Annotated in this window: 17 protein-coding genes; 8 read left to right on the forward strand and 9 right to left on the reverse strand. The window is 68.6% G+C overall.

All coding sequences use genetic code 11. The features are described 5' to 3' along the window. The first annotated feature begins 58 nt into the window (after positions 1–58). A complete protein-coding gene (locus SOM10_RS06410) occupies positions 59–649 on the forward strand; it encodes a hypothetical protein (RefSeq protein ID WP_053098040.1) in 591 nt (196 codons plus the stop codon). A 117-nt stretch (positions 650–766) separates the two neighbouring features. Here the strand turns inward: SOM10_RS06410 and SOM10_RS06415 are convergent, their stop codons facing one another. Beyond that, positions 767–2,305: an HNH endonuclease signature motif containing protein gene (locus SOM10_RS06415; protein WP_320489020.1), complete on the reverse strand. Its 1,539-nt coding sequence runs from the start codon at positions 2,303–2,305 to the stop codon at positions 767–769. A gap of 163 nt (positions 2,306–2,468) precedes the next feature. Between SOM10_RS06415 and SOM10_RS06420 the strand changes: the two genes are divergently transcribed. Then, complete coding sequence (locus SOM10_RS06420; protein WP_320489021.1) at positions 2,469–2,984, forward strand: MarR family transcriptional regulator; 516 nt, start codon at positions 2,469–2,471, stop codon at positions 2,982–2,984. Next, the gene (locus tag SOM10_RS06425) at positions 2,981–3,637 is read left to right on the forward strand and encodes a hypothetical protein (RefSeq protein ID WP_320489022.1); all 657 of its coding nucleotides are present in this window, start codon (positions 2,981–2,983) and stop codon (positions 3,635–3,637) included. The genes SOM10_RS06420 and SOM10_RS06425 overlap by 4 nt, the downstream gene beginning before the upstream one ends. A 22-nt stretch (positions 3,638–3,659) precedes the next feature. Here the strand turns inward: SOM10_RS06425 and SOM10_RS06430 are convergent, their stop codons facing one another. From SOM10_RS06430 to SOM10_RS06440, 3 genes are all read right to left on the reverse strand, one after another. Beyond that, positions 3,660–4,070: an MmcQ/YjbR family DNA-binding protein gene (locus tag SOM10_RS06430; protein ID WP_056275229.1), complete on the reverse strand. Its 411-nt coding sequence runs from the start codon at positions 4,068–4,070 to the stop codon at positions 3,660–3,662. A 69-nt stretch (positions 4,071–4,139) separates the two neighbouring features. Continuing rightward, positions 4,140–4,634 (reverse strand): hypothetical protein, encoded by a 495-nt coding sequence (locus tag SOM10_RS06435; RefSeq protein ID WP_320489023.1) that lies wholly within the window; start codon positions 4,632–4,634, stop codon positions 4,140–4,142. 126 nt (positions 4,635–4,760) lie between these two features. Beyond that, positions 4,761–7,754: an alpha-mannosidase gene (locus tag SOM10_RS06440; RefSeq protein ID WP_320489024.1), complete on the reverse strand. Its 2,994-nt coding sequence runs from the start codon at positions 7,752–7,754 to the stop codon at positions 4,761–4,763. Positions 7,755–7,941: 187 nt separating this feature from the next. Here SOM10_RS06440 and SOM10_RS06445 point away from each other — a divergent pair, with 187 nt between their 5' ends. Then, the gene (locus tag SOM10_RS06445; RefSeq protein ID WP_053098044.1) at positions 7,942–8,973 is read left to right on the forward strand and encodes a LacI family DNA-binding transcriptional regulator; all 1,032 of its coding nucleotides are present in this window, start codon (positions 7,942–7,944) and stop codon (positions 8,971–8,973) included. Between the two features lie 30 nt (positions 8,974–9,003). Here the strand turns inward: SOM10_RS06445 and SOM10_RS06450 are convergent, their stop codons facing one another. Then, positions 9,004–10,314: a glycosyl hydrolase gene (locus SOM10_RS06450; protein ID WP_320489027.1), complete on the reverse strand. Its 1,311-nt coding sequence runs from the start codon at positions 10,312–10,314 to the stop codon at positions 9,004–9,006. Between the two features lie 212 nt (positions 10,315–10,526). On the opposite strand from SOM10_RS06450, the gene SOM10_RS06455 reads away from it, so the two are divergent. The 4 genes from SOM10_RS06455 to SOM10_RS06470 are packed head-to-tail and all read left to right on the forward strand — an operon-like array spanning position 10,527 to position 16,983. Further along, positions 10,527–11,828 carry an ABC transporter substrate-binding protein gene (locus SOM10_RS06455; RefSeq protein ID WP_320489029.1) on the forward strand — a complete coding sequence of 434 codons (1,302 nt, stop codon included), beginning with the start codon at positions 10,527–10,529 and terminating at the stop codon, positions 11,826–11,828. A gap of 3 nt (positions 11,829–11,831) precedes the next feature. Next, the gene (locus SOM10_RS06460) at positions 11,832–12,758 is read left to right on the forward strand and encodes a sugar ABC transporter permease (RefSeq protein WP_320489031.1); all 927 of its coding nucleotides are present in this window, start codon (positions 11,832–11,834) and stop codon (positions 12,756–12,758) included. Next, positions 12,755–13,690, forward strand: coding sequence for a carbohydrate ABC transporter permease (locus SOM10_RS06465; protein WP_320489032.1), 936 nt, complete (start codon positions 12,755–12,757; stop codon positions 13,688–13,690). Before SOM10_RS06460 ends, SOM10_RS06465 begins: the two co-directional genes overlap by 4 nt. After that, on the forward strand, positions 13,687–16,983 hold the full coding sequence (locus SOM10_RS06470) for a GH92 family glycosyl hydrolase (protein ID WP_320489033.1): 3,297 nt from the start codon (positions 13,687–13,689) through the stop codon (positions 16,981–16,983). The genes SOM10_RS06465 and SOM10_RS06470 overlap by 4 nt, the downstream gene beginning before the upstream one ends. Positions 16,984–17,002: 19 nt before the next feature. Here the strand turns inward: SOM10_RS06470 and SOM10_RS06475 are convergent, their stop codons facing one another. The 4 genes from SOM10_RS06475 to SOM10_RS06490 form a co-directional block, all read right to left on the reverse strand. Continuing rightward, positions 17,003–18,211, reverse strand: a complete 1,209-nt coding sequence (locus tag SOM10_RS06475) for an endo-beta-N-acetylglucosaminidase H (RefSeq protein ID WP_320489034.1) — start codon at positions 18,209–18,211, stop codon at positions 17,003–17,005. A gap of 153 nt (positions 18,212–18,364) precedes the next feature. Then, positions 18,365–19,996, reverse strand: a complete 1,632-nt coding sequence (locus tag SOM10_RS06480; protein ID WP_320489035.1) for a fucose isomerase — start codon at positions 19,994–19,996, stop codon at positions 18,365–18,367. A gap of 89 nt (positions 19,997–20,085) precedes the next feature. Then, positions 20,086–21,081, reverse strand: coding sequence for a LacI family DNA-binding transcriptional regulator (locus SOM10_RS06485; protein ID WP_056275254.1), 996 nt, complete (start codon positions 21,079–21,081; stop codon positions 20,086–20,088). A gap of 55 nt (positions 21,082–21,136) precedes the next feature. After that, positions 21,137–22,834 carry a long-chain-fatty-acid--CoA ligase gene (locus SOM10_RS06490; protein WP_230100941.1) on the reverse strand — a complete coding sequence of 566 codons (1,698 nt, stop codon included), beginning with the start codon at positions 22,832–22,834 and terminating at the stop codon, positions 21,137–21,139. Positions 22,835–22,844 lie beyond the last annotated feature (10 nt).

Here is a 22,844-nt window from a genome sequence, read left to right on the forward strand (position 1 = left end):
TTGTTCGAGCTGCTGAGGCATACCGGCATCCCTCAGCCTCACCCCCTACCGTGGAGGCATGCGACTGACTGCCGACGCCGACCCGCAACTGTGGATCCCCGTGACGGATTCGCTCGGATGGAGGGGGCGCCGGCACCGCAAGGCGGCGATCCGGATGCTGTTGGGGCAGGTGAACTCGGCGATCGGCGCCACGCAGCGTCCGGGCTCGCGGCTCGGCGCCTGGGCGATGAGCCAGGCGGCGCCGATGCTGATGCGCCGGGCGGACGGGCGCGTGCTCGTCTGGACCTGGAAGGCGGACCCTGAGCTGGTCGTGGCGATGGCGACCGCGCAGGCGCTGACTCCCGAAGTCCGGATCGCCCGCGCCTCGATGCCGATGGACTACGACGACACCCAGTCCTTCTCGAGCCGCTGGCTGGGCACGGGAGAGAAGCTCGTCGTGGCGATGCCGCCGTCCCCTGCATCTCCGCCGTTCGTCACCTACACCTGGGACACCGGCACGCACCTGGTGACGTTGACCGCGATGTGCAGCGACCGCGAACGCTTCGGCACGCTCGACGGTGCGCTCGATGACCTCGCGCGCAGCATCCGGGTCGCCGATGAGGTCACGGGCGGCGAATCTCCCGAGGTGCTCCGCCTCGGACCCGCCTGAGCTCGATTCTCCCGCCCGAGCGGCGGTTGCCAGAGTTCGATCGCGGGACCTTCCCGGGTCGTGGATGCGGGCGAAGGTGCCATATTCGGCTGTTCTTCTCCGGTCAACGCCGTCAGGTCAGACCCGCATAGGGGCAGCTCGAACGTGCACGTTCCGCAGGACGCTGAGCCTCGGTGTGCGCCATCGTTCGTCGGGATCCCACCATCCCGGTCCTCGTACCTGCGGGAGCCCCGCCTGCATCCGGATCTCCCACCCCGAGGTCCCGAGGCTTCGGTGGTGCCACCAGCACAACGGCACACCGTCATCGGTATGAGTCGGACCACCCCGCGCATGCTCGACGACATGGTGGATCTCGCACCACGACGCGGGAACGTGACATCCGGGAATCAGGCACTCCTTGTCTCGGGCGATGATCGCCCGGCGTTGGTGCACCGTGAACACCCGGTCGGTGGTCGTGATCCCGATGATCCTGCCCTCATCGAACAGCACCCGTTGAATCGTCCCCGCGCATCCGACGTGCGCGGCGACGGAGACCGGGACGTGGGCACCGGATCCCGGGATCGTCGCCCACCCACCGTTGCCGCCCGCTCCGCCCATTCCGCCCTTTCCGCCCATTCCGCCCACGAGATCCTTCGCGTCGACGTTCACGACGAGGACCGGCGCGGAACCGCCGAGAGTGGGCATGTCCTTGTGTCGCGCAGCGATGGCGAACACCATCGCGAGGGCGTCGTGACGCTTCTGCGCCGCGGTGCGGTCATCGAGCACACACCGCGGATCCGAGTTGAACGGATCCGTATCGTCACCGTCTGCACCCGCACCCGCACCCGCACCCGCACCCGCACCCGCACCCGCACCGGCACCCTCGCTCGGGGCGAAGTGCACTCCGGGCATGGGCGGGCCGTCACCTTTGGGGTTGAGGATCGCGTCCAGGATCAGCTGCAACTGCGCCGCGACGTCCGGGGTCAGATACCCGCGGATCGCGTGCACGCCGTCCGTGAGACGACCGATCGTGATGCCCCGCCGTCGACGGGAGTCCTCATCCTTGGGTTCCTCCCCATCGGGGTCGAACATCGACGCGAGATCCTCGGCGAGAGCTTTCAAGTCCTGCGGGGTCGGCGCCGGACCCGGCTCATCAGCCTCCAGGCCCTCATCATCAGCGTCGACCACGACGCCGTGGCCGCGAGCACACCCCGCCAACGCGACATCCGCCGCCAACCGCTGATCCACCGTCAGCCGATCCCACACCTTCTCGATCGGCCCCGTCGCCGCGAGAAACCCGGCCACACCGACCACCCCATCCAGCAACGCGAGACGCAACTCCGACCACCGGGCCGGCATCCTCTCCCCCGCCAGACTCACCGGACGCCGCACCAGATCGACGACCCTGTCGACCCGGGACGCGCCCCGCACATCCACCGACGCCGTCCGCTGCAACAGCTCGTTCAGGCCCCGGCACCCCGCCGAATGCGGAAAGTCGGCCGCGTCGCCCGTCGCGATCGTCTCGACGATCACCGCCTCGACCCGGCGGAACGCCGCCCCCGCGCCCCGCAACACCATGATCCGATCCGCATCCGACAACCCCGCCAGCGCGTCATCGGACAGCACCGTGTCGAGGTCGGCGATGACCCGATCCAGAAGCTCCGCAGTGCTGTTCATACCCCCAGTCAACCCCGGGCCACCGACATTCGAGACCCGAAACGACCTCGAATTACCCCAGATCAGATCCGTATTCCAATCTCCCAGAATGGCACAGCGCAGGGTGCACGCCATCAGGCGACGCCTATTGTGAATAGAAGTAACAATGTAATAGGGTAACCACATGGAACCCCTCTTCGTCGACCGCCTCCTTCAGATCGCCGACCTGTTCCAGAAGGACATGGCCCGCGCGTTCGCCGGCACGGATCTCACACCGACCCGTGTGCACCTCCTGTGGGTCCTGCAGCACACCGGTCCGTCGACGCAGCAGACCCTTGCCACCCTCTGCGGGGTGACACCTCGCAACATCACCGCTCTCGTGGACGCACTCGAGGGCTCAGGTCACGTCCGTCGCACCCCCCATCCCTCCGATCGCCGCGCCGTGCTGGTCGAGCTCACCTCGACCGCCCTCGAGACCATGTCGCAGATGCAGGAGGAGCACGCGCAGCTCAACGAGACGCTGCTGAACGCGATCGCCCCCGACGACCGCGCCGCGGTCGAGCGTGGCCTGACAGCTGTCGCCGCGCATCTCGAGAACCTCGTCACCTCCGCGGCGAGCGCGCACTCACCGGCCCCGGCACCCGCACCCACACCGGTGCCGGCACCGGCCCCCGCAGCCACACCGGAGGGCACGCCATGACCGAGCATCTGCAGACGACCGCTCCGAGCCCGACCCCGATCGCGCGCATCCTCACCTTCCTCCATCGCGCATGGGTCGCCGAGCGTCGCGTCTACTCGAGCATCGCGCGGGCGATCGCCCGCCGTCCCGCAGTCCCGAAGGGCGGCACGGGGATCGGCTATCACCGTCCCGTGCTCACCGTGCTGTTCATCTTCATCAGCCTCTCCGCTGTCGAGATCCCGATCCTCGACCTGATCGTGCATCAGTGGCCCGCCGTGCGGATCACTCTGCTGGTGCTCGGGATCTGGGGCGTCACCTGGATGGTCGGTCTACTGTGCGCGATGCTCATGCGCCCGCACGCCGTGGGGCCCGACGGCGTCCGGGTGCGCAGCGGACTCGAGCTGGACGTGCCGATCGGCTGGGCCGACATCGCGTCGATCGCGATCAGTCGTCGCGTCGATGAGCCCAAGCAGCCGCGGGTCATCGGTTCGGAGTACGCCGAGCGGATGCAGGACGAGACCAACATCGAGATCGAACTCGAACGCCCCGTCGCGATCCGGCTCCCGGGCCTCGCGCCGAAGGGCGGAACTCATCAGGTCGACCGCATCCGCCTATGGGCCGACGACCCGCGCGCGTTCCTCGACGCCGCCCGACCGTTCCTCGTCGCGGCCTGAACGAGGCCTGATCGCGGAGCGGTCAGTCCAACCCGCGGTCCGCGAGCCACTGCTTCGCGACGAGCACCGGAGCCCGCACCAGCCAGGCGTCCGCGATGATCTCCGCCAGCCGGTCGCGCTCGATCGCATCGAGCTGCACCAGCACACCGGGGTACCCGTCGAAGTGCGGAATGGAGAACAGCCCTTCGGGCTCTGCGGCGAGCAATGCCGCCTTCTCATCGAGGCTGCCGACTCGCACGCCCAGCACCGGTCCCTCCGGCCAGTCGAGCCCGAGGTCGGCGAGCTGCCGCAGATCGACCTTGCTCGGCCCGCGCACCCAGGCGATCTGACCGCTCGCCAGGCGCCAGGAGGGCTCGCCGGTGTGTCCGCCCACACGCTCGCTCACACCGGGCAGCGCGAGAGCGATCTCACGGACATCATCGACGGTCGCCATCCGCCCATCGTCCTCCCGTGAGGCGGCCGCCACAATGGCCGCATCCGCTCGCCGCCCCTCGGGTGGCGTTCAGCGCGAGTCGCGCTTCGCCTGTCGACGCGCACCCTGGGCGCGACTCGAGGCGTCTCGTTTCACACCACCGGTGGTCTGCTGGTGCTCCCGCGTCCGCCCCGCTCCTGCGCCCTCATCGAAGGGCGCCTCGGAGCCCGGTCCGCTCCATCGGCCCTCACGGGCGCGGGCCAGCCTCTCGTCCTTGAGCTCCTCCGCCTGTTCATGAGCCACGCGAGCGAGTTCTGCGCTGATGATCGAGAGCGCCTCCTCGAACACATAGGCCCGGCCGCGGGCCTTGTCCGACCCGGCGGCTGCGGCACCTCGACCGCCCGCCTGCTCGACGCGCTCCGCCGCACCGCGCCGATAGTTCGTCGTGTGCTTGTTGCGGGCCCGCCTGACCCGTTTGTGCAGGGCGAGCAGGCCGTCCTCGTCGAGTTCCGCCAGTCGCTCAGGCTCGAGCTGGCGGATGAGGTCGCGCTCCTTGTCCTTCAGAACCCACAGGTACTGGTCCATGTCGTACTCCTTCGGTCTGGGCTCCCCATCGGCCACTCGTGTAACCGAGTATCCGCTCGGGGATCCCCGCCCGCCATGGGTTCTTCCGCGGAGGACGCCGGTCGGAGGAACATCCTCCCGACTGCCTCAGCGCACGATGCGCAGCGTCCGCACCTCGAACGGCCGCAGGCGCAGCTCTCCGCCGACGCGCGGGTCGTCGATCGCATCCTCGATCAGCGAGACCTCACGGATCTCCCTGTGCTCGAAGTCGGCGACCAGCGAACCGACGGCGCGGCGACCGAGCGCCTCGTAGAGACGGACGATGACGTCACCGGAGCCATCGTCCGCGAGCTTCACGCCCGACACCACGATGCCGTCGCCGTCCACCGACACGAGAGGCGCGACCTCGCGCTCGCCGTGCACGACCGTCGGCGCGGTGTTGAGTCGGATCCCCTCGGTCGTCGCGATAGCCGCATCCGCTCCGATCACCAAGCCGATCGTGATCTCGTGGTGCCCGTGATCGGTGTCGGGATCGGGGAATCGCGGTGCACGCAACAGCGAGAGCCGCACGGTGGTCGCGACCGCGTCGTCCGAGACCTCGCGCGAGGTGTCGTACCCGTAGATCGAGTCGTTGACGAGCGCTACACCGAAGTCCTGCTCGCGCACCAGCACGAAACGGTGCATCGAGGTCTCGAACTTCGCAGCCTCCCAGCTGGTGTTCGTGTGCGTCACCCGCGACTGGTAGCCGAACTGCGTCTCGGCCTCGGTGTGCGTGGCCTGGATGTCGAGAGGGAAGGCGAGCTTGAGCAGCTTCTCGGTCTCGTGCCAGTCCACGTCGTTGCGCAACAGCACGGTGCGCTCGCCCGGCGCGAGCGTGATGGTCTGCTCGATCGTCGACTCCGAGAACGCCCGGGTCACGATGACGGTCGCGACCCCGTCGACGACGGATGCCGAGATCGATGCGACCGCGGTGAGGTCGTCGACGCTGTTGCGGTAGTAGCGATCGATGTCCCAGGCGTCCCACATGTTCGGGAAGTCCTGGTGCAGCTGGAACAGGTTCGCCGCCCGCCCCTCGGCCACCGCCTCTCGGCCCGACGCCTTGTCCACCGCCGAGACGATGAGTCCCTCGGCGGAGATCAGCACGGAGACCAGCTCGTTCTCGAGCCGCCAGCCGCCGTCTTCTCCTGCGAGCAGGACGGATGCCGGGGCCGGCGCCTCGACGAAGCCGGCGCCGAGGGCACGACCGCCGCCGACCGAGGTCGGCACGAACTGCAGCTCGCGCTCGCCTTCTCCGGCGAGGGAGCGGCGCGCGGCGTCGGCGAGCGCCTGCGCATCGGCGAGCACGCGCGAGAGGACCTCGACGGCCTCACGATGCACCCAGGCGATCGAGGTGCCGGGCAGGATGTCGTGGAACTCGTGCAGCAGCACCGTCTCCCACAGGCGGTCGAATTCGGCCTGGGGATATGCGGCGCCGGTGCGCACGGCATCCGTCGCCGCCCACAGCTCCGCCTCGACGAGTGCGTGCTCGCACCACCGGTGCAGCGCCTTGGTGGCGTGCTGGCTGGTGAGCGTTCCGCGGTGGAGTTCGAGATAGAGCTCGCCGACCCACACGGCCGGGTTCGGCAGCTCGGCCCTGGCCGCCTCGAAGAAGGTGTCCGGGTGCTCCCAGACGACCCGCGCGCTGCCTTCGAGGTTCTCGAGGCGCTTCGCCTTGCCGGTCATCTCGCGCGTGGTGCCACCGCCCCCGTCGCCCCAGCCCACCGGTGCGATCGACCGCGACGTCACGCGGTTCTCCTTGAACTGACGAGATGCCTTGGCGACTTCCATGCCGCTGAGCTGCGAGTTGTACGTGTCCATCGACGGGAAGTGCGTGAACACCTGCGAGCCGTCGATGCCCTCCCAGAGGAAGCTGTGGTGCGGGAACACGTTCTGCTGATTCCACGAGATCTTCTGCGTGAAGAACCACTCGAACCCGGCCCGGCGCATGAGCTGCGGCAGCGCGGGCGAGTATCCGAAGCTGTCCGGCAGCCAGACGCCCTTCGAGCGGATGCCGAACTCGCGTTCGAAGAACCGCTGACCGAACGAGAACTGGCGCACGAGCGACTCGCCGGACGGCATCACGGTGTCGGATTCGACCCACATGCCGCCGAGCGGCAGGAATCGCCCGTCCGCGACCGCGGCCTTGACCCGGGAGTAGACCTCGGGCCGGTGCTCCTTGAGCCACGCGTACTGCTGCGCGCTCGACATCCCGTAGAGGAAGTCGGGCTGCTCGTCGATCAGCGTCGCCATCGACGACGTGGTGCGGGCGACCTTGCGGATCGTCTCGCGCACCGGCCACAGCCAGGCCGAGTCGATGTGCGCATGTCCGATCGCCGAGATGCGGTGGGCGCTGGCCTCGGCAGGCGCCGCGAGCGCGGGCGCCAGTCGAGCTCGGGCATCGGCAGCGGTCTCGACGATGTGCTGCAGGTCGAGCACGTCGAGGGCGTCGTCCATCGCCTGCAGGATCTGCATCCGTCGCGGCGAGGTCGCCGGCAGTTCGGCCTGGAGCTCGAACAGGACCTCGAGGTCGAGGGACAGCTCGAACACCTCCTGCTCGAAGACGGCGAGGTCGATGCGGCGGGTGCGATAGAGCGGTTCGCGGGAGGACGTGCGGATGTCGCCCTCCTGCGTCGGCAGGAAGGGGTGGTAGTCGAGCAGAACCGGGTTGGCGGCCGCCTCGAGGTAGAGCTCGACCGGCTCGTCGCCGTGCGCGGTCTCGGTGATCGGCAGCCACTGATTGCGTGGGTTGATGCTCTTCACCGGTGTTCCGTCCGGCCGGTAGACGAGCGCCTCGCACTGGAAGCCGGGCATGTTGATGTCGAACCCGAGGTCGATGACGGCCTCGACCCGACGGCCCGCCCAGTCGGCGGGCACTGCGCCGGTGATCTTGAACCAAGTCGTCGACCAGGCAGGACCCCACATGCTCGGCACGGATGCCGGGGCGAAGTCCAGTGCGAGCCCTTCAGCGGGACTGATCGGCTCGCCGGGGATCTGGTTGACCTCGACGGTGAGGGGGACGGCGGCCGAGTGGACGGCCGGGCGGATGCGCTCGTCGAGCACCCTCTTGACGCGGCCGACGGTGAGCGAGGTGTCGTCATGCATGTATCTGGTTCTCCGGGCTCGACGGTGAGTGGTGCATAGGCGTTGTGCGCGACTGGAGCCCGATTCGGGCAGGTGCCGACAATGCTATCGGATTTACTAAAGCGATCTAGTGAATCTCGCACCGAGCGTGTCAGACCTCTGTCGTGCGGCTACCGAGCGGCTAAACCGATCAAGTAGTGTGAGGCCCATGACCTCGGCCAAACGCGTCACCATCGCGGACATCGCGCGCATGGCCGGAGTCTCGCCCGGAGCAGTCTCGTTCGCGCTCAACGGACGCCCGGGGGTGAGCGACGAGACGCGCCAGCGGATCCTCGCGATCGTCGAGGAGAACCACTGGCAGCCGAGCTCGGCGGCACGCGCCCTCGTGGGAGCCCGTGCCAACACGGTCGGCTTCGCGCTCGCACGCCCCGCCCGTTCGCTGGGCTCCGAGGCTTTCTTCACCGACCTCATCGCGGGCATCGAATCCCGGCTGTCGGAGAGCAAGGTCAGCCTGCAGCTGCGGCTGGTCACCGACATCGCCGAGGAGATGGAGGTGCATCGGCAGTGGCGCTCGTCGAACCAGGTCGACGGCATCATCCTCATCGACCCCCGCGACGACGACCCGCGCAGCGACCGGATCGCAGCCCTCGACGCCCGCGCCGTGTTGATCGGCTCCAAGCCCTCACCCGACGGAGCGGTGCCGAGCGTCTGGATCGCCGACGACGAGGTGGCCGAGACCCTCTTCTCGTACCTCGCCGCGCTCGGACACACCCGCATCGCCTACGTCGCGGGTCCCGCCGAGCTCGAGCACACCCGGCTGCGTGCCGAGGTGCTCGATCGCATGGCTGCGGACGGCGTCTCGAGCGAAGTGATCACGACGGACTTCTCCCCCGCACGCGCATCCGCGGTCACGCGATCGCTGCTCTCCGCGAGGCCCCGCCCGACGGCGATCGTGTACGACAACGACGTGATGGCCGTCGCCGGCCTCCGCGTCGCTCAGGAGATGGGCCGCGCGGTGCCCCGCGACGTGTCGATCGCCTCCTTCGACGACTCCGTCATCGCCGGCCTGATCAATCCGTCGATCACCGCGATGACCCGCGACACGTTCGAGCTCGGCGAGCAGGCCGCGACACTGCTGCTGCAGCAGATCGTCGCCGGGACCAACCTCCCGAGCGCGCAGGGCCCGACGCCGACGCTCACCGCCCGCGAGAGCACCGCCCCGCCGACGGCCGCGTCCTGACGGAGCCCTTCGGCCGCTACGGCGTCGCGCTCAGCCGCTGACGACGGTGTTGACGGAGCCGTAGGGGTCGACACCGCTCGTCGACAGATCAGGACGGATGAGGTGACGGATGCCGCGCGCGGCGAGCGCCGCGTCGTCGCGCACCGTCTGAGACGTCACGAAGGCGGGGTCGACCCCGCGCTCGCAGGCATCCACCCACGCCTGGAACACGGCACCGCCGGGGCTCAGCGCCGCCCGACTCACCGGCACCTCGCGCTCGTCGACCTCGACGACGATGGCCGTCTCCCGCTCCGGCGTGGCCGCCCGTTCGCGCAGTTCGGGGATCAGCTCGGCGAACCGGCGGCCGATCGGCTTGGCCGCACCGCTCTGATCGACCAGGCCCAGCGAGTACTCCAGTTCGGGGAAGTCGCCGAGCTCGCGGCTCACATCGTGCGAGCACCACCAGGTCACGCCCCAGAGGTTCTCGGTGCGCACCGCGGATCGCAGGGTCGCCTCGAGGAATCCGGGCATCTCGCTCTCGTCGAGGCAGTTCGACGGAGCGCCGACCTCCTGCAGCCAGACCGGTCGATCCCGATCCGTCGCGAAGGCGCGCGAGAGCTCGATGAGGTACTCGGCGTGGCGATCGGAGGCGACCGAACGGCCGCCGTAGCGCTGAGCCGTGCCGTTGAAGATCCAGGAGTGGATGGTGGTCATCTCGCCCAGCCGAGACGCGTGCGCGGGCGTGAAGCCGTGCCCGTCCATGTACCAGACCGCGTCGTACTCGCTGTGCACGTGCGAGAGGCCGGGGGCCGCGCCCTCGGCCGCGGAGAGCAGCGACTCGATCCAGTGCCCTGCCTCGTCGATCGTCACGGGCCACGGGGACGGGTGCGTGTGCGCCGAGAACTGATTCGTCTCGTTGCCGAGCGTCAGGCCGAGGAAGTTCGGCGCATCGCGCAGCGCACCGGCCAGCGTCTGAACGAGGTCGACCTGCCCGCTGAGCGCCTTCGGATCGGTGAACATGTTGCGGTCGTGCCAGGTGTACAACCATGACGGGACGAAGTCGAAGCTCGACAGGTGCCCCTGGATCACGTCGACGCTGACGTCGAGTCCGAACTCGGCGCCGATGTCGACCATCGAGCGGACGTCGTCGATCGCCTTCGGGCGGATCAGAGTACGGTTCGGCTGCAGCACCGTCCACAACGGGAAGACCCGGACGTGATCGAGACCGAGCTCGGCGAGCGCCGCGAAGTCCCTGCGCACATCGTCGGGGGTGAAGTCGAGCCAGGAGTGCATCCAGTCCTTCGACGGCGTGTAGTTCGCCCCGAATCTCAGGCGAGCATCGAGAGCGCGGCGCTGCGTCATGTGTCCGGACCTTTCCGACAGAGCCCTCCGACGAGGACGTGGTCGCACCACTATAACGCTTGAGCAACGGACCGCTACCCGGAATACCGCGGCCCGCCGATGCACGCAGTCCCGAGACCTTGACAGCGACGGGATCGGATGGTTTCATCTGCTAAAGCGTTGTAGTCCGTTCGACGGACACCGCCAATCGCCCGCCTCGAGGAAGAAGCACGATGAAAGTTCCCGCACGCATTGTCGCTCTGGCAACATTCACGATCGGCGCCATGGCGCTCGCCGGCTGCACCGGAGGCGGTGCCACATCCGGTGCCGACGGACCGATCGACACCTCCGGCGAGCTGAGCGGGACGATCCAGTTCCAGACCTGGTCGCTGAAGAACGAGAAGTTCACGCCCTACTTCGAAGACCTGATCGACGCGTTCGAGAAGGAGCACCCGGAGGTCACGGTCGAGTGGCTCGACCAGCCGGGCGACGGCTACCAGGAGAAGATCCTGAGCCAGGCGAACGCCGACACGCTGCCCGACGTGCTGAACCTGCCGCCGGACATCGCCTACCCGCTCGTCGCCGCCGGCAAGCTCGTCGACCTCGAGACGGCCGACCCCGACCTGAAGTCGGCATACAACACCGGCGCATGGGACGCCTACAGCCAGTACCCGGGTGTCGAGGGCACGTACGGTCTGCCCTGGTACGTGTCCAGCGACGCATCATGGTGGAACCTCGCTCAGCTCGCCCCCTACGACGTCACCGAGGAGAACCTCCCGACGACGGTCGACGAGCTGCTCACCCTCGCGAAGGACGTCGCGACCGAGTCCGGCGGCAAGGTCCAACTGCTGTCATCGATCCCGGCGCTCGACACGTTCACATCGGCGGGCATGGAGGTCATCAACGACGACGGCGAGTTCGACTTCAACACCGACGAGGCCGCGGCCATCATCGAGAAGTACGCCGACGCGTACGCGGCCGGAGCCATGCCGGCCGAGGCGCTGACCGGCGACTACGGCGGAAACGCCGAGGCGTACATCCAGGAGAAGGTGGCCTTCACGACCGGTGGCACTGGTTTCACGACCGACCTCGCGAAGGACGCGCCCGCGCTGCTCGAGAACACGGTCGCCACGCAGCGACTGGGCATCCCGCCGCTCTACGTGCAGGGACTGAACGTCTCGGCCGACTCCGACAACAAGGAGGCCGCCCTCGCGTTCGCCGAGTTCGCGACGAACGAGGAGAACCAGGTCGCGTTCTCATCGCTCGCCGTCGGCACCGCACCCGGCACCTCCGCGGGCGGCGACGCCGTCGTCGAGAACATCTCCTCGTCGATCACCGACGAGAAGCAGCTCTCCGCGATCGACACCGTGTTCACGGCCATGGAAGACGCCAAGGCGATCCCGTTCCAGTGGACCTCCGACATGGCGACGTACATGACCCAGCAGATCGCGCTCGCCGTCAACGGCGAGGCCGACGCGCAGGAGCAGCTCGACAAGATCGTCGAGTACGCCAACGCGAACCGCGTGGACCAGTAAGCCATGAGCGCGCACACCAGCATCCGGAGCCGGAGGACGACCATGCGATCGCACCGGTGGTTCACACCCTGGCTGCTCCTCGGCCCCGCCGTCGTCTGGGTGCTGGTGTTCGCGCTCTGGCCGTTCCTCAACACCGTCTTCCTGAGCTTCACGGACGCACGTCCCCTGCGGACCCCCGAGTTCGTCGGCGCCGCGAACTACGAGCGGATGTTCGGCGACGAGATGTTCTGGAACGCCCTCACCACGTGCATCATCTACGTGGTCGTCTGCGTGCCGTTGCTCACGATCCTTCCCCTGCTGCTCGCCCTGCTCGTGCAGAAGAAGCTGCCGGGCATCGCGTTCTTCCGCACCACCTTCTACTTCCCCGTCATCGCATCGGTCGTCGTCGTCGCCCTGATCTGGACCTGGCTGTTCGACAGCCGCGGCATCATCAACCAGACGCTCGAGTTCCTCGGCCTCGTCGACAAGCCCATGGCGTTCCTCGTCGACCGGTGGCTGCTGCTCGGCTGCGCGATCCTGCTCACGGTGTGGAAGGGTCTCGGCTACTACATGGTCGTGTACCTCGCCGCGCTCGGCAATGTCGGCAAGGAGCTGCACGAGGCGGCCATGCTCGACGGCGCCGGCTCGTTCCGTCGCTTCCTGTCGGTGACGATCCCGTCGGTGCGCGGAGCGATGCTCCTCATCGCGGTGCTCATCGCCGTCTCGGCGATGAGAGTGTTCGCCGAGCTCGACGTGCTCTCCAAGAGCACGGGAGGTCCCGGTGGATACGACATGTCGCTGGTCATGCTGATCCGCCAGGTCGGCTCCGGCCTGAACGGCAACATCGGCTACGCCTCGGCGATCAGCGTCGCGCTGTTCCTCCTCACCCTCATCCCGCTGGCCGCGATCGCCTTCATGAATCGCGAGAAGAAGGCGAAGGTCTCCGCATGAGCACCCTCACTCCGCCCCGCATCGACGACGACCGTCGCCCTGACGATCAGCCGGCTGCGACCACGCGCGAACCCATCTTCCGCCGCCGCGGTTCCGGCGACTTCAGCAAGCCGACGCTCGGCGGGCTCATCGGCCGCTATGCGCTGCTGCTGCTCGTGCTGGCGCTCGTCATCGGCCCGTTCCTCTGGCAGCTCTCGACGTCGTTCAAGGGTCCGCAGGAGAACATCTACTCGTTCCCGCCCAACCTGATCCCCCGCGAGCCGACACTGCAGAACTACGCCACGGTCGCCGAGATCGTGCCGGTGTACCTCTACGCCTGGCACTCGCTGCTCGTCTCGGTGGGCACCGTCGTCAGCAACGTGGTGCTCGCGACCTTCGCGGGCTACGCCCTCGGATGCATGCGGTTCCGCGGCAAGTGGATCGTCATGGCCATCCTGCTCTCGACCCTGCTCTTCCCCGGCGAGGTCACGGTGACGAGCAACTTCCTCACCATCCGCTCGCTCGGCCTCGCCGACACCCTGTGGGGCGTGTTCCTGCCCGGCGCCATCAGCGCGATGAACGTGCTGCTCGTCGCCACCGCCTGCCGCATGATCCCGAAGGACGTGCTGGACGCCGCGACGGTCGACGGAGCGACGACCTGGCAGCGCATCCGTCACATCGTGTGGCCCAACATCCGCGGCATGGTCTCGGTGGTCGCGATCTTCGCCTTCATCGGCGCCTGGGACGACTACCTCTGGCCCCTCATCGTGCTCTCCGATCCGTCGAAGTACACGCTCACCGTCGGCATGGCCTACCTCAACAGCAGCTTCTCGGTCGACCCGCGCCTGATCGCGGCGGGCACCATGATCGCCCTCGTGCCGATCGTCATCATGTTCTCGTTCACGCAGCGGTTCTTCTTCAAGGGCGTGCAGGAGGGCGCGGTCAAGGGGTGAGCGACGCCCAGCTCACGCCCGCCGACGGACCCGCCGATCCTCCGTCGTCCCGCCCTCACTCCGGCGTGCTCCGCGGTGAGGTGTTCGCCTACTCGTTCGATCCGTCAGCGGGCGAACAGCGGATCGATGTTCCCGGACTCGCGGACGTCGCGATCAGCCCCGACACTCTGCTGCACTGGGCGTTCTACGCAGACGGCGACGCGGCGACCCTGGCTCCGCATGCCGCCCTCGCGGTGACCGTCGATGTCCGCGGGGACGGCGGCGCGCGGCTCGGCGAGACAGCCGCCGTGCGTGACCGGTACGACTTCGCCATGACCGCCGATGCCCAGTTCGCGGCGCGCTGGAGCATGCCCGAGCAGTGGAACGCCGACACCGTGTCGCTGGCGCCGATGCTCCCCGGCTCGGCCCCGCACACCTCCGCCACCGTCGAGCTGGTGCTCGGCAGCGGATCCCTGGCGGGGATGAGCGGACTGCCGCCGCTCGTCACGGGATTCGTGCAGGTCATGGTCGAGGAGCAGGTCGAGCAGCAGGATGCCGTCGCCGACCCGCCACCGGTCGAGCGAGTGGACACTCGTCGCGGCAGCCACTCGGGCCCGCGCTTCTCGCGTGGCAACACCATCCCCGCCGTCGCCGTGCCGCACGGCTTCACCTTCGTCACCGCGGCGACCGATGCCTCGGACACGCGCTGGCCGTATCGGCCGACCATCCACGACGATCCACCCGGGCGACGCCTCGAGGCCCTGCAGTTCTCGCACCAGCCGAGTCCGTGGATCGGCGACCGCTCGGTGCTCCAGCTCATGCCGTTCGACGGGCATCCGGCCTCCGAGCGCGCCGCGCGCCGCCGGTGGATCGCCCCGGGCACCGAGCGAGCACGCCCCCACGAGTACGCCGCCGATCTCGGTGATGGTCTGCGCGTGGAGATGACCGCGACATCGCACACCGCCGCCTTCCGCGTGCATGGCGCAGACACTGACGCGGTCGTCGGCTTCGTGATCGATCAGCCCACCGATGACGGCGAACTGCACTGGACCGACGGCGGTGGCTTCGAGGGGTGGACGCCCGAGGGCTCCGAGGACTGGGGCAACTCCCCCCGCTGCTACTTCGCGGGCGCCGTGCTGCATGGCGAGGGCGACCCTGCGACGAGTCTGCACGGCGCCCTCGACGACGACGGACGGGCGCGGGTCGCGGGCTACGTCGCCGGCGACGGGTCGCTCGAGGTGCGCGTGGCCGTGTCGTTCCTGTCGGTGGAGCAGGCCAGGCGCAGTCTCGAGATCGAGTGTCCTCCGGGCATCGCATATGACGAGTTGCGAGCGGAAGCCGCAGCCTCCTGGAACCGGGTGCTGGGCCGCGTGACGATCCCGCCGCTCGACGCATCCGAGACCCCGTATCGCCGATTGGCCGACGAGGAGAATCGAAACCGGATAGCCGCCGCATTGCATCGGATGCATCTGTATCCGAACTCCGCCGCCGAGAATGCCGGCACTGCAGAGGCGCCGCGGCATCGCTTCGCCGACGTGTTCGCCCCACGCGCGCCGTTCGGGGAGAGTGAGACGAGCGCGCCGATCGTCGACGGCGAGCTCATCGTGAACAACGGCTATTGGGACACCTATCGCACCGAGTGGCCGGCGCTCGCGCTGCTCGATCCCTCGCTGACCGGCAGACTGCTCGACGGCCAGCTCGAGCAGTACCGTCGCGGAGGGTGGATGGCGCGGTGGAGCGCGCCCGGATATGTCGACAGCATGGTCGGCACCTCCAGCGACCAGATCTTCGCCGATGCCGCCCGGTGGGGCGTGGCGTTCGACCGGGCGGAGGCGTTCGAGAGCGGATGGCGCAACGCCTGCGAATCCGGGCCCGATGCGCGACGCGGCCGCAAGGGCATCGCACGCGGACGCTTCACCGGCTACATCTCGTCCGAGGTGCCGGAGGGCATGAGCTGGACCGTCGAGAACGCGGTGAGCGACGCGGCGCTGGGCCGGTTCGCCGAGCGTCTGGCCCTCGAAGCCGAACGCGCAGCCGCTCCCGGCTCCGACCGCGATGCCGCTCGCTACCGTTCGTTCGCCCGCTATTTCGCCAACCGAGCACGGTCGTATCGCACACTCTTCGACTCGGAATCCGGGTTCCTCCGCGGCAGGGATGCCGACGGCGACCTCGCCCCCGAGTTCGACCCGCGCACCTGGGGAGGCGACAACGTCGAGACGAACGCCTGGGGCATGTCGGTGGGCGCCGTGCACGACGGCGCCGGCCTCGCCGCGCTGCACGGCGGACGTGGGGCCTTCGCACAGCACCTCGACGCGCTCTTCGCCGAGCCGGAGACCGCCGACGAGCGATTCGGCGGGGCGTACGGCACCGTCATCCACGAGCAGCGGGAGGCGCGGGCCCTGCGTTCGGGCATGTGCGCGATCTCGAATCAGCCCGCCCATCACATCCCCTTCATGTACGCGTTCAGCGACCGGCCGTGGCGAGCCGGCGCGATCGTGCACGAGCTGGCCGGGCGTCTCTTCGCAGGCGCCCACATCGGACAGGGCTTCCCCGGCGACGAGGACAACGGCGAGATGAGCGCCTGGTGGCTGTGGGCCGCGCTCGGTCTCTACCCGCTCGAGCTCGCGTCCGGCGTGCTGAGGATCGGCTCGCCCCTCTTCGACGACATCCGCGTCGATCGCGCGGACGGCCGCTCGCTGCGCATCCGCTCTCATCGCCGAGAGCCGGGAGCGCACGTGCTGCAGCGTGCCCGGCTCGACGGGGTCGACCTACCCAGGGCCGAACTTCCCGTCGACGCCCTCGCCGGGGATGCGCTCGCCGGGGACGCCCTCGTCGGGGACGTCGAGCTCGAACTGGTCTTCGGAACCGAGCCCGCGGATGCCCTCGAGACGGGTGAGCGGATGACGGATGAGATCGCGCCCTGGTGCCGCGATCTCACGGCAGACACAGGAGGCGTCATCGCGTCCGCATCCGTCATCGATGCGGACCGCCTGTTCGACGACGGCGACCCGAGCGGTTCGAGCGGCGTCGTCCTGGCGGCCGGCGAATGGGCAGGATGGCGTTTCGCCGAGCCGCGCGCGGTCTCCGATCTCACAGTGACGATGGCCACCGGCGCCCCGTCGTCTCGGCTGCGATGGGAGATCCTCGACGCGGACGGATGCTGGGCGGCGGCTCCGACCACCTACGACGCGGAGCTCCCGGCCGATCGCACGACCCCGTTCGAGCTGGTGTCGCGCGTCGTGACCCCGGCGATCCGCCTGCGAGCGGATGCCGAGGTCACGATCCGTCAGATCGAGGTCTTCGACCTCGGGTGATGGCCTCGAGCGCGGGTCGTCACTTCGACAGGACGAACGAGAGCTCGGTGACGTTGCCGGCGACGTCGACCACCTGCAGCGTGTTCTCCCCCACGACCGCACCGAAGACACCGGGCTTCACGAAGTTCAGGTCGCTCCACGCGTCGTCCGAGAGGTCCTTGACGACCCCGTTCACGGAGAGCCGGTCGATCTTGCCTTCGTCGAAGAGCTTGTAGCTCACGCGCTGGTAGCTGCCGTCGGTCTCGACCTTGGTGAATCGCGCGCCGTCCTTGATCGTGACGGTCGGCGAGGTGGTGTCGCGAGGCGCCGCCCGGTACTCCGTCGCCTCGCCCTTCAGCGCCTCGGTGATGCCCGAGAGATAGGCCGACTGATCGGTCGCGGTGAGGTTGTAGGCGACATAGACGCCGTAGCCGTCAGCGACCGTGCGGGTCGCGAAGTCCTCCGCCGTCGCGGCGCTCGTGTTCGAGAGGTCGATCGCCGCTGCCCCGAGTCGGGTGCGGTCCTCCAGCCCCGGAACGGTGGGCGCGTCATAGGTCGGGTAGTACGGGTTCCAGGCGTAGTCGAGCACGCCGGCCGCGTCGAACAGCGCGAAGTCGGTCGTCGTGTAGCTCGGACCGATCGCATACAGACTGATGATCTTGTCGGGTCCGAGACGGTCGCGCAGTGCCGTGGCCAGCCATCCGAACGACTGCGGGTTGGGCTGCGGGGTGCCGTTCGCCCCGTATTCGGTCCACTCGTCGTCGAAGTCGATGCCGTCGAGACCATAGCTCGTCACGGCGTCGGCGAGCTGCGCGGCGAACGCATCCGCCTGCGTATAGGAGGTGAAGTTCGCGAATCCCGCACCCTGATGGTTGCCGAGCACCGAGAGCAGCACCTTGGTGCCGTTCTCCTGCACCGGACGGATCTGCGTCTCGGCGTTGTCGAGCGTCTCGGTGACCCGCTCGTTGAAGTGCAGGTACGCCTTCTCGCCGTCGTAGTTGATGTTGGCGGCGAAGATCATGGCCATGTCGATGGCGGCGTCTCCGGACTCGGCAAGGGTGTAGTCGGCGACGTTGGCTAAATCGTTCGAGTTCACCTCGACGTACACGGCGAGCTGCGGGTCGACCGGCTCGGTCGTGTCGGCGGCGGCACCCGTGGTTCCGGCGAGCATGCCGGCAGCAGCGGTGGCGAGCACTCCGAGACCGGCGATGCCCTTTCGGAACCGGTGATTCCTGACGTTCTGGTTCATGACTGATCGTCTCCTTCGGCGTCGTTGTCGAATCCGGTCGCGCCGTCGCGACCTGTCGCCGACTATAGCGCTTAAGTGATGTGACGGGAAGGCAGAGAAGAAGGGGCGGATGCCGCAGCATCCGCCCCTTCTCGACCGCCTGGATCCCTCCGCTCAGATGGTCACATCTCCGACGAGATTGACCTGGATGCCCATGCCCGCGAACATCGCGGCCTTCGCGATCAGCGCCTTGTCGGCCGTCTCGGCGTCGGGCGCGTAGACGAGCTGCGCGTGGTTGGCCTTGTGGCGGGCCATGAACTGGTCGCGCGAGATGCCGTGCAGCACGACGTGCGCGATCGGCCACTCCGGGTTCGTGGCATCCTTGCGTCGCTGCGTCTCCTCCGCAGGCAGCTCCACCACCGAGGCGCGGAAGATGTCGGCCTGCAGGATGCCGTCGGCGATGAACACGCGCGACAGCACGATCTCGCCCGGCTTCGAGACGCCGTTGATCGTGGCGCCGCCCGCAGGGAAGAAGACGTGACCCTGTCGCCAGCCCTCGGCGTTCTGCCATCCGCCGAGATGCGAGGCGGGCACCGAGCCCGAGATCTCGTAGACCCAGACGAACTCTCCGTCGAAGTCCTCGCCCCAGCGCACGTCGTGCAGGGTGTTGTCGGGCACCAGACCCATGGCGCGCCAGACGCGGTCGGTGACGAGGGCGTCGACCGCCACCCCTTCGTCAGCCTCGTTGAAGTGCGGGAAGGCCCGGCCGTCGTGCAGCACCCGCGAACCGTCGCGAGAGGTGACGGGAGGGCGCTCGGTCGAATTCAGGATGCCCTCGGCGAGGTCCGAGGCAGGGACGAGGTCCTTCAGACCCTGCTGGTACTGGATGCCGACAGCGTCGAGCCCGAAATCGTCGGCGATGCGGAGTGCGGCGATATACATCTTCAGCTGCCACTGCACCTGCTCACGGGTCAGCTCGGTGGCGGCATCCTCGCCGTAGCGGAAGGTCATGCCGGCATCGAGCAGCCACTCGTAGGCGGCATCCGCCTCATCCTCGCCGACCTCGAGCATCTCGGCGTACAGCGCGGACTGCGAGAGGCGCTCCTTGTAGATGCCCGTCTGGTTGAGCAGCTCGTCGTCGAAGATCGCGTTGTACATGCCCATGCAGCCCTCGTCGAAGACGCCGATGATGGCCTTCTCGGCGCGCAGCTCGGCGGCGAGCGCCTCGCCCAGCTGCTTCTCGGGGCTGTCCGGCAGCTCGGGCAGAGGGCGCACATGCGAGGCGTCATGGGTGATCGACCCGGTCTCCGTCCACTCCCTGATGCCATCCGTGAACCAGTCGTCGGTGAAGTCGACCGACCAGATCGTGGAATAGGGCTTGCCCATCTTGGTGAGGCCGGCATTGAGGCCGAGGAGTCCGACCAGGCCGGGCCAGTCCCCGGCGAAGTTCGCGACCGTGAGGATCGGCCCCTCGTGGGTGCGCAGTCCTGCGAGCACGTGGTGCGAGTACTGCCACACGGCCTCGGCGACGATCAGCGGAGCATCCGTCGGGATGTTCTTGAAGACCTCGAGGCCCATGCGCTGGCTCGAGATGAAGCCGTGGCCGGTCTCAGGATCGACGTCGTTGGCTCGGACGACGCTCCAGCCGAGCTGTTCGAAGACGCCGGTGACGCCCGCTTCGAGTTCGACCTGCACGGGCCAGCCGCCCGTGTTCGCGGCTTCGCGCAGGTCGCCGGAGGCGATCAGGTACGCGGTCTTCGGCGCGGACACCGGTCGGGATGCCGTCGTCGGCAGGGTATAGGTCATGACTCGCGTCCTCCTTGATCGCACGTGTCCTGCAACTGTACGTGAAATCGGTTTCAGCACGCAAGCAGTAGGACCGGGCGTCGTCTGCGTCAGTGCGTGGCGGTCGCGCCCGCGCGGGCGGGCTGGACCTCGGCCGGCAGCACCACGGTGCGCGACGGACCACCGGCCCCACCGATGCGCTCGAGCAGCATCCGTGCCGCCCGGACTCCCATCTCGCGTGCCGGGAGGCGCACGACGGTCACCGCTGTGGGCGAGAGGGTGGTGAACGGCAGCGAGCCGATCACCGCCACGCCGACCCGCGGCGGGGTCAGGCCGTGCTCCGTCAGCACCTGGATCGCACCGACGCCGATCAGGTTGTTCCCCGCCACCACCGCGTCCGGCGGCTCCGGGAGCGCGAGCAGCTCTTCCATGGCGCCCCTGCCTCCGTCGACGCGGAAGGTCGCGAAGCGCAGCAGCTCATCGGCATCGACCTCGGGGGCGCGCGCCGCGAGCGCAGACCGCCAGCCGGCAGCGCGCTCTGCGGCCGTGTCGATCCCCTCCGGACCGCCGATGTACGCGACCCTCCGGAATCCGGCGGCGAGCAGCGCTTCGGTGGCCGATGCCCCGGCCTCGCGATTGGCCATGACCACACCGTCGACGTCGTAGACCGTATGCCGATCGACGGCGACGACGGGGCGCCCCGTGTCGAGGATGCCGTCGAGCCTCGTGCGTTCGGACGCGGGGGCGATGATCACACCCGACATGTGCTCGGAGACCGCGATCTGGAGGTAGGTCGTCTCCTTCTCGGGCTGCGAGTCGGAGTTGCAGAGCACGACCGAGTATCCGGCCTCGGACGCGACGTCCTCGACGCCTCTGGCCATCTCGGTGAAGTAGGGGTTCTCGATGTCGGGGATCACCAACCCGATGACCTCGGACCTCTGCCGCCGCAGATTGCGAGCCGTGCGGTTGGGCGTGAAACGCAGCTGCTCGGCGGCCCGGCGCACCGCCTCGACCTTCGCGGCGGAGACGCTGGTGCCGTTGAACACCCGCGAGACGGTGGCGGGCGAGACCTGCGCGAGTCGAGCGACATCGTAGATCGTGGCCATCGGCACACTGTAACCGGTTTCAGGTCGCCACGGAGAGTTCGTCTGCGCCGGCGCGTCAGTCGGCCAGCATCCGATCCCGCACCTGCCTGCGCAGGACCTTTCCGATGAGCGAGCGGGGCAGCTCGTCGACGACCGTGATGCGCTTGGGCACCTTGTAGGGCGTCAGCCGCGTGCGGCAGAAGTCGCGCAGCGCACCGGTGTCGAGCACAGCTCCCTCGCGGAGCACGACCGCAGCGGCGATCTCCTCTCCCCCGCTCGACCGCGGAAGGCCGACGACCGCGGCCGCGACCACGTCCGGGTGCGCTTCGAGCGCGTCCTCGACCTCACTGGGCGACACGTTGAAGCCGCCCGTGATGATGAGCTCCTTGAGGCGGTCGACGATCGTGACGAAGCCGTCGACCGAGACCTCGGCGATGTCGCCTGTGCGCAGCCATCCGTCAGACAGCAGGACGTCGGCGGTGTCACCGGGACGGCGCCAGTACCCCTGGAAGACCTGCGGACCGCGGATGAGCAGCTCGCCTCGTTCGCCGACGGGCAGGTCGACGTCGGTGTCGGCGGGGTCGACGACGCGGATCTCGGTGCTCGGGAAGGGCACTCCGACCGTGCCAGGGCGCCTGCTCCTGCCCATCGGGTTGCCGAGCGCGACGGGCGAGCTCTCGGTCATGCCATAGCCCTCGACGAGCAGACCGCCGGTGGCCTCCTCCCACCGCTGCACTGTCGCGACGGGAAGGCTCATCGCCCCGGAGATGGCGAATCGGACGGTCGAGAGGTCGATGGTCCCCCGCGATGCGGCTCGGGCGAGCTGGTCATAGATCGGCGGGACCGCGGGCAGGAACGTGGGCGGACTGGTGCGGGCCGCCTTCGTGACCAGGCCGAGGTCGAACGTCGGGAAGAGCACCAGCTTCGCGCCGATGCTCATCGCGAAGGTCAGGCACAGCGTCATGCCGTAGGCGTGGAACAGCGGCAGCACGCCGTAGAACGTCTCCTCGCCGTCGACCAGACCGGGCACCCATGCCTGGCCCTGCATCGCGTTGGCGCGCAGGTTCGCGTGAGTGAGGATCGCGCCTTTGGGCGTGCCCGTGGTTCCGCTCGTGTACTGCAGCAGGGCGGTGTCGTCGAGCGTCGGGCCGGCGACCTTGCGCGAGAGCGGCCGATGGTCGACCAGCTTCCTCCAGGCCACTGCTCGCCGTGTCCGCGGGGTGGCCGTCAGCTTCGCGCGCGCCGCGCGCGCCTTCGGGATGGGCAGGCGCAGCAGCATCCGCTGAGCGGCGGGCATCGCCTCGGTGAGGTCGACGCTCACGATGTGCTCGACTCGCAGATCGGAGGGGAACTCGGCGATCGTGTCGACCGTCTTGTCCCAGACGATCGCGACCTTCGCTCCGTGATCCTCGAACTGGTGCCGCAGCTCCCTCGCCGTGTAGAGCGGGTTGTGCTCGACGACGATCGCTCCCAGGCGCAGCGCCGCGTAGAACGCCACGACGTGCTGCGGGCAGTTCGGCAGCACGAGGGCGACCCGGTCACCCTTGTGCACGCCCAGGCGCCTCAGCCCCTCGGCAGCGCGCGCGATCTGGTCGCCGAGCTCGCGGTAGGTCGTGACCGCACCGAAGAACTCGAGCGCCGGTCGACGAGCGAAAGCGGCGATGCTCGCCGACATCATCTCCGGCAGCGTCTGCGTCGGAGCGTCGATCTCGGCGGGCACACCGTCCGCGTAGGAGTCGAGCCATGGCCGGGATTCATACGGGGAGTCGGACATGGGTCCATCC

Origin of the sequence: Microbacterium sp. CFBP9023, from assembly GCF_034045055.1 — a bacterium.
Lineage (GTDB): Bacteria > Actinomycetota > Actinomycetes > Actinomycetales > Microbacteriaceae > Microbacterium.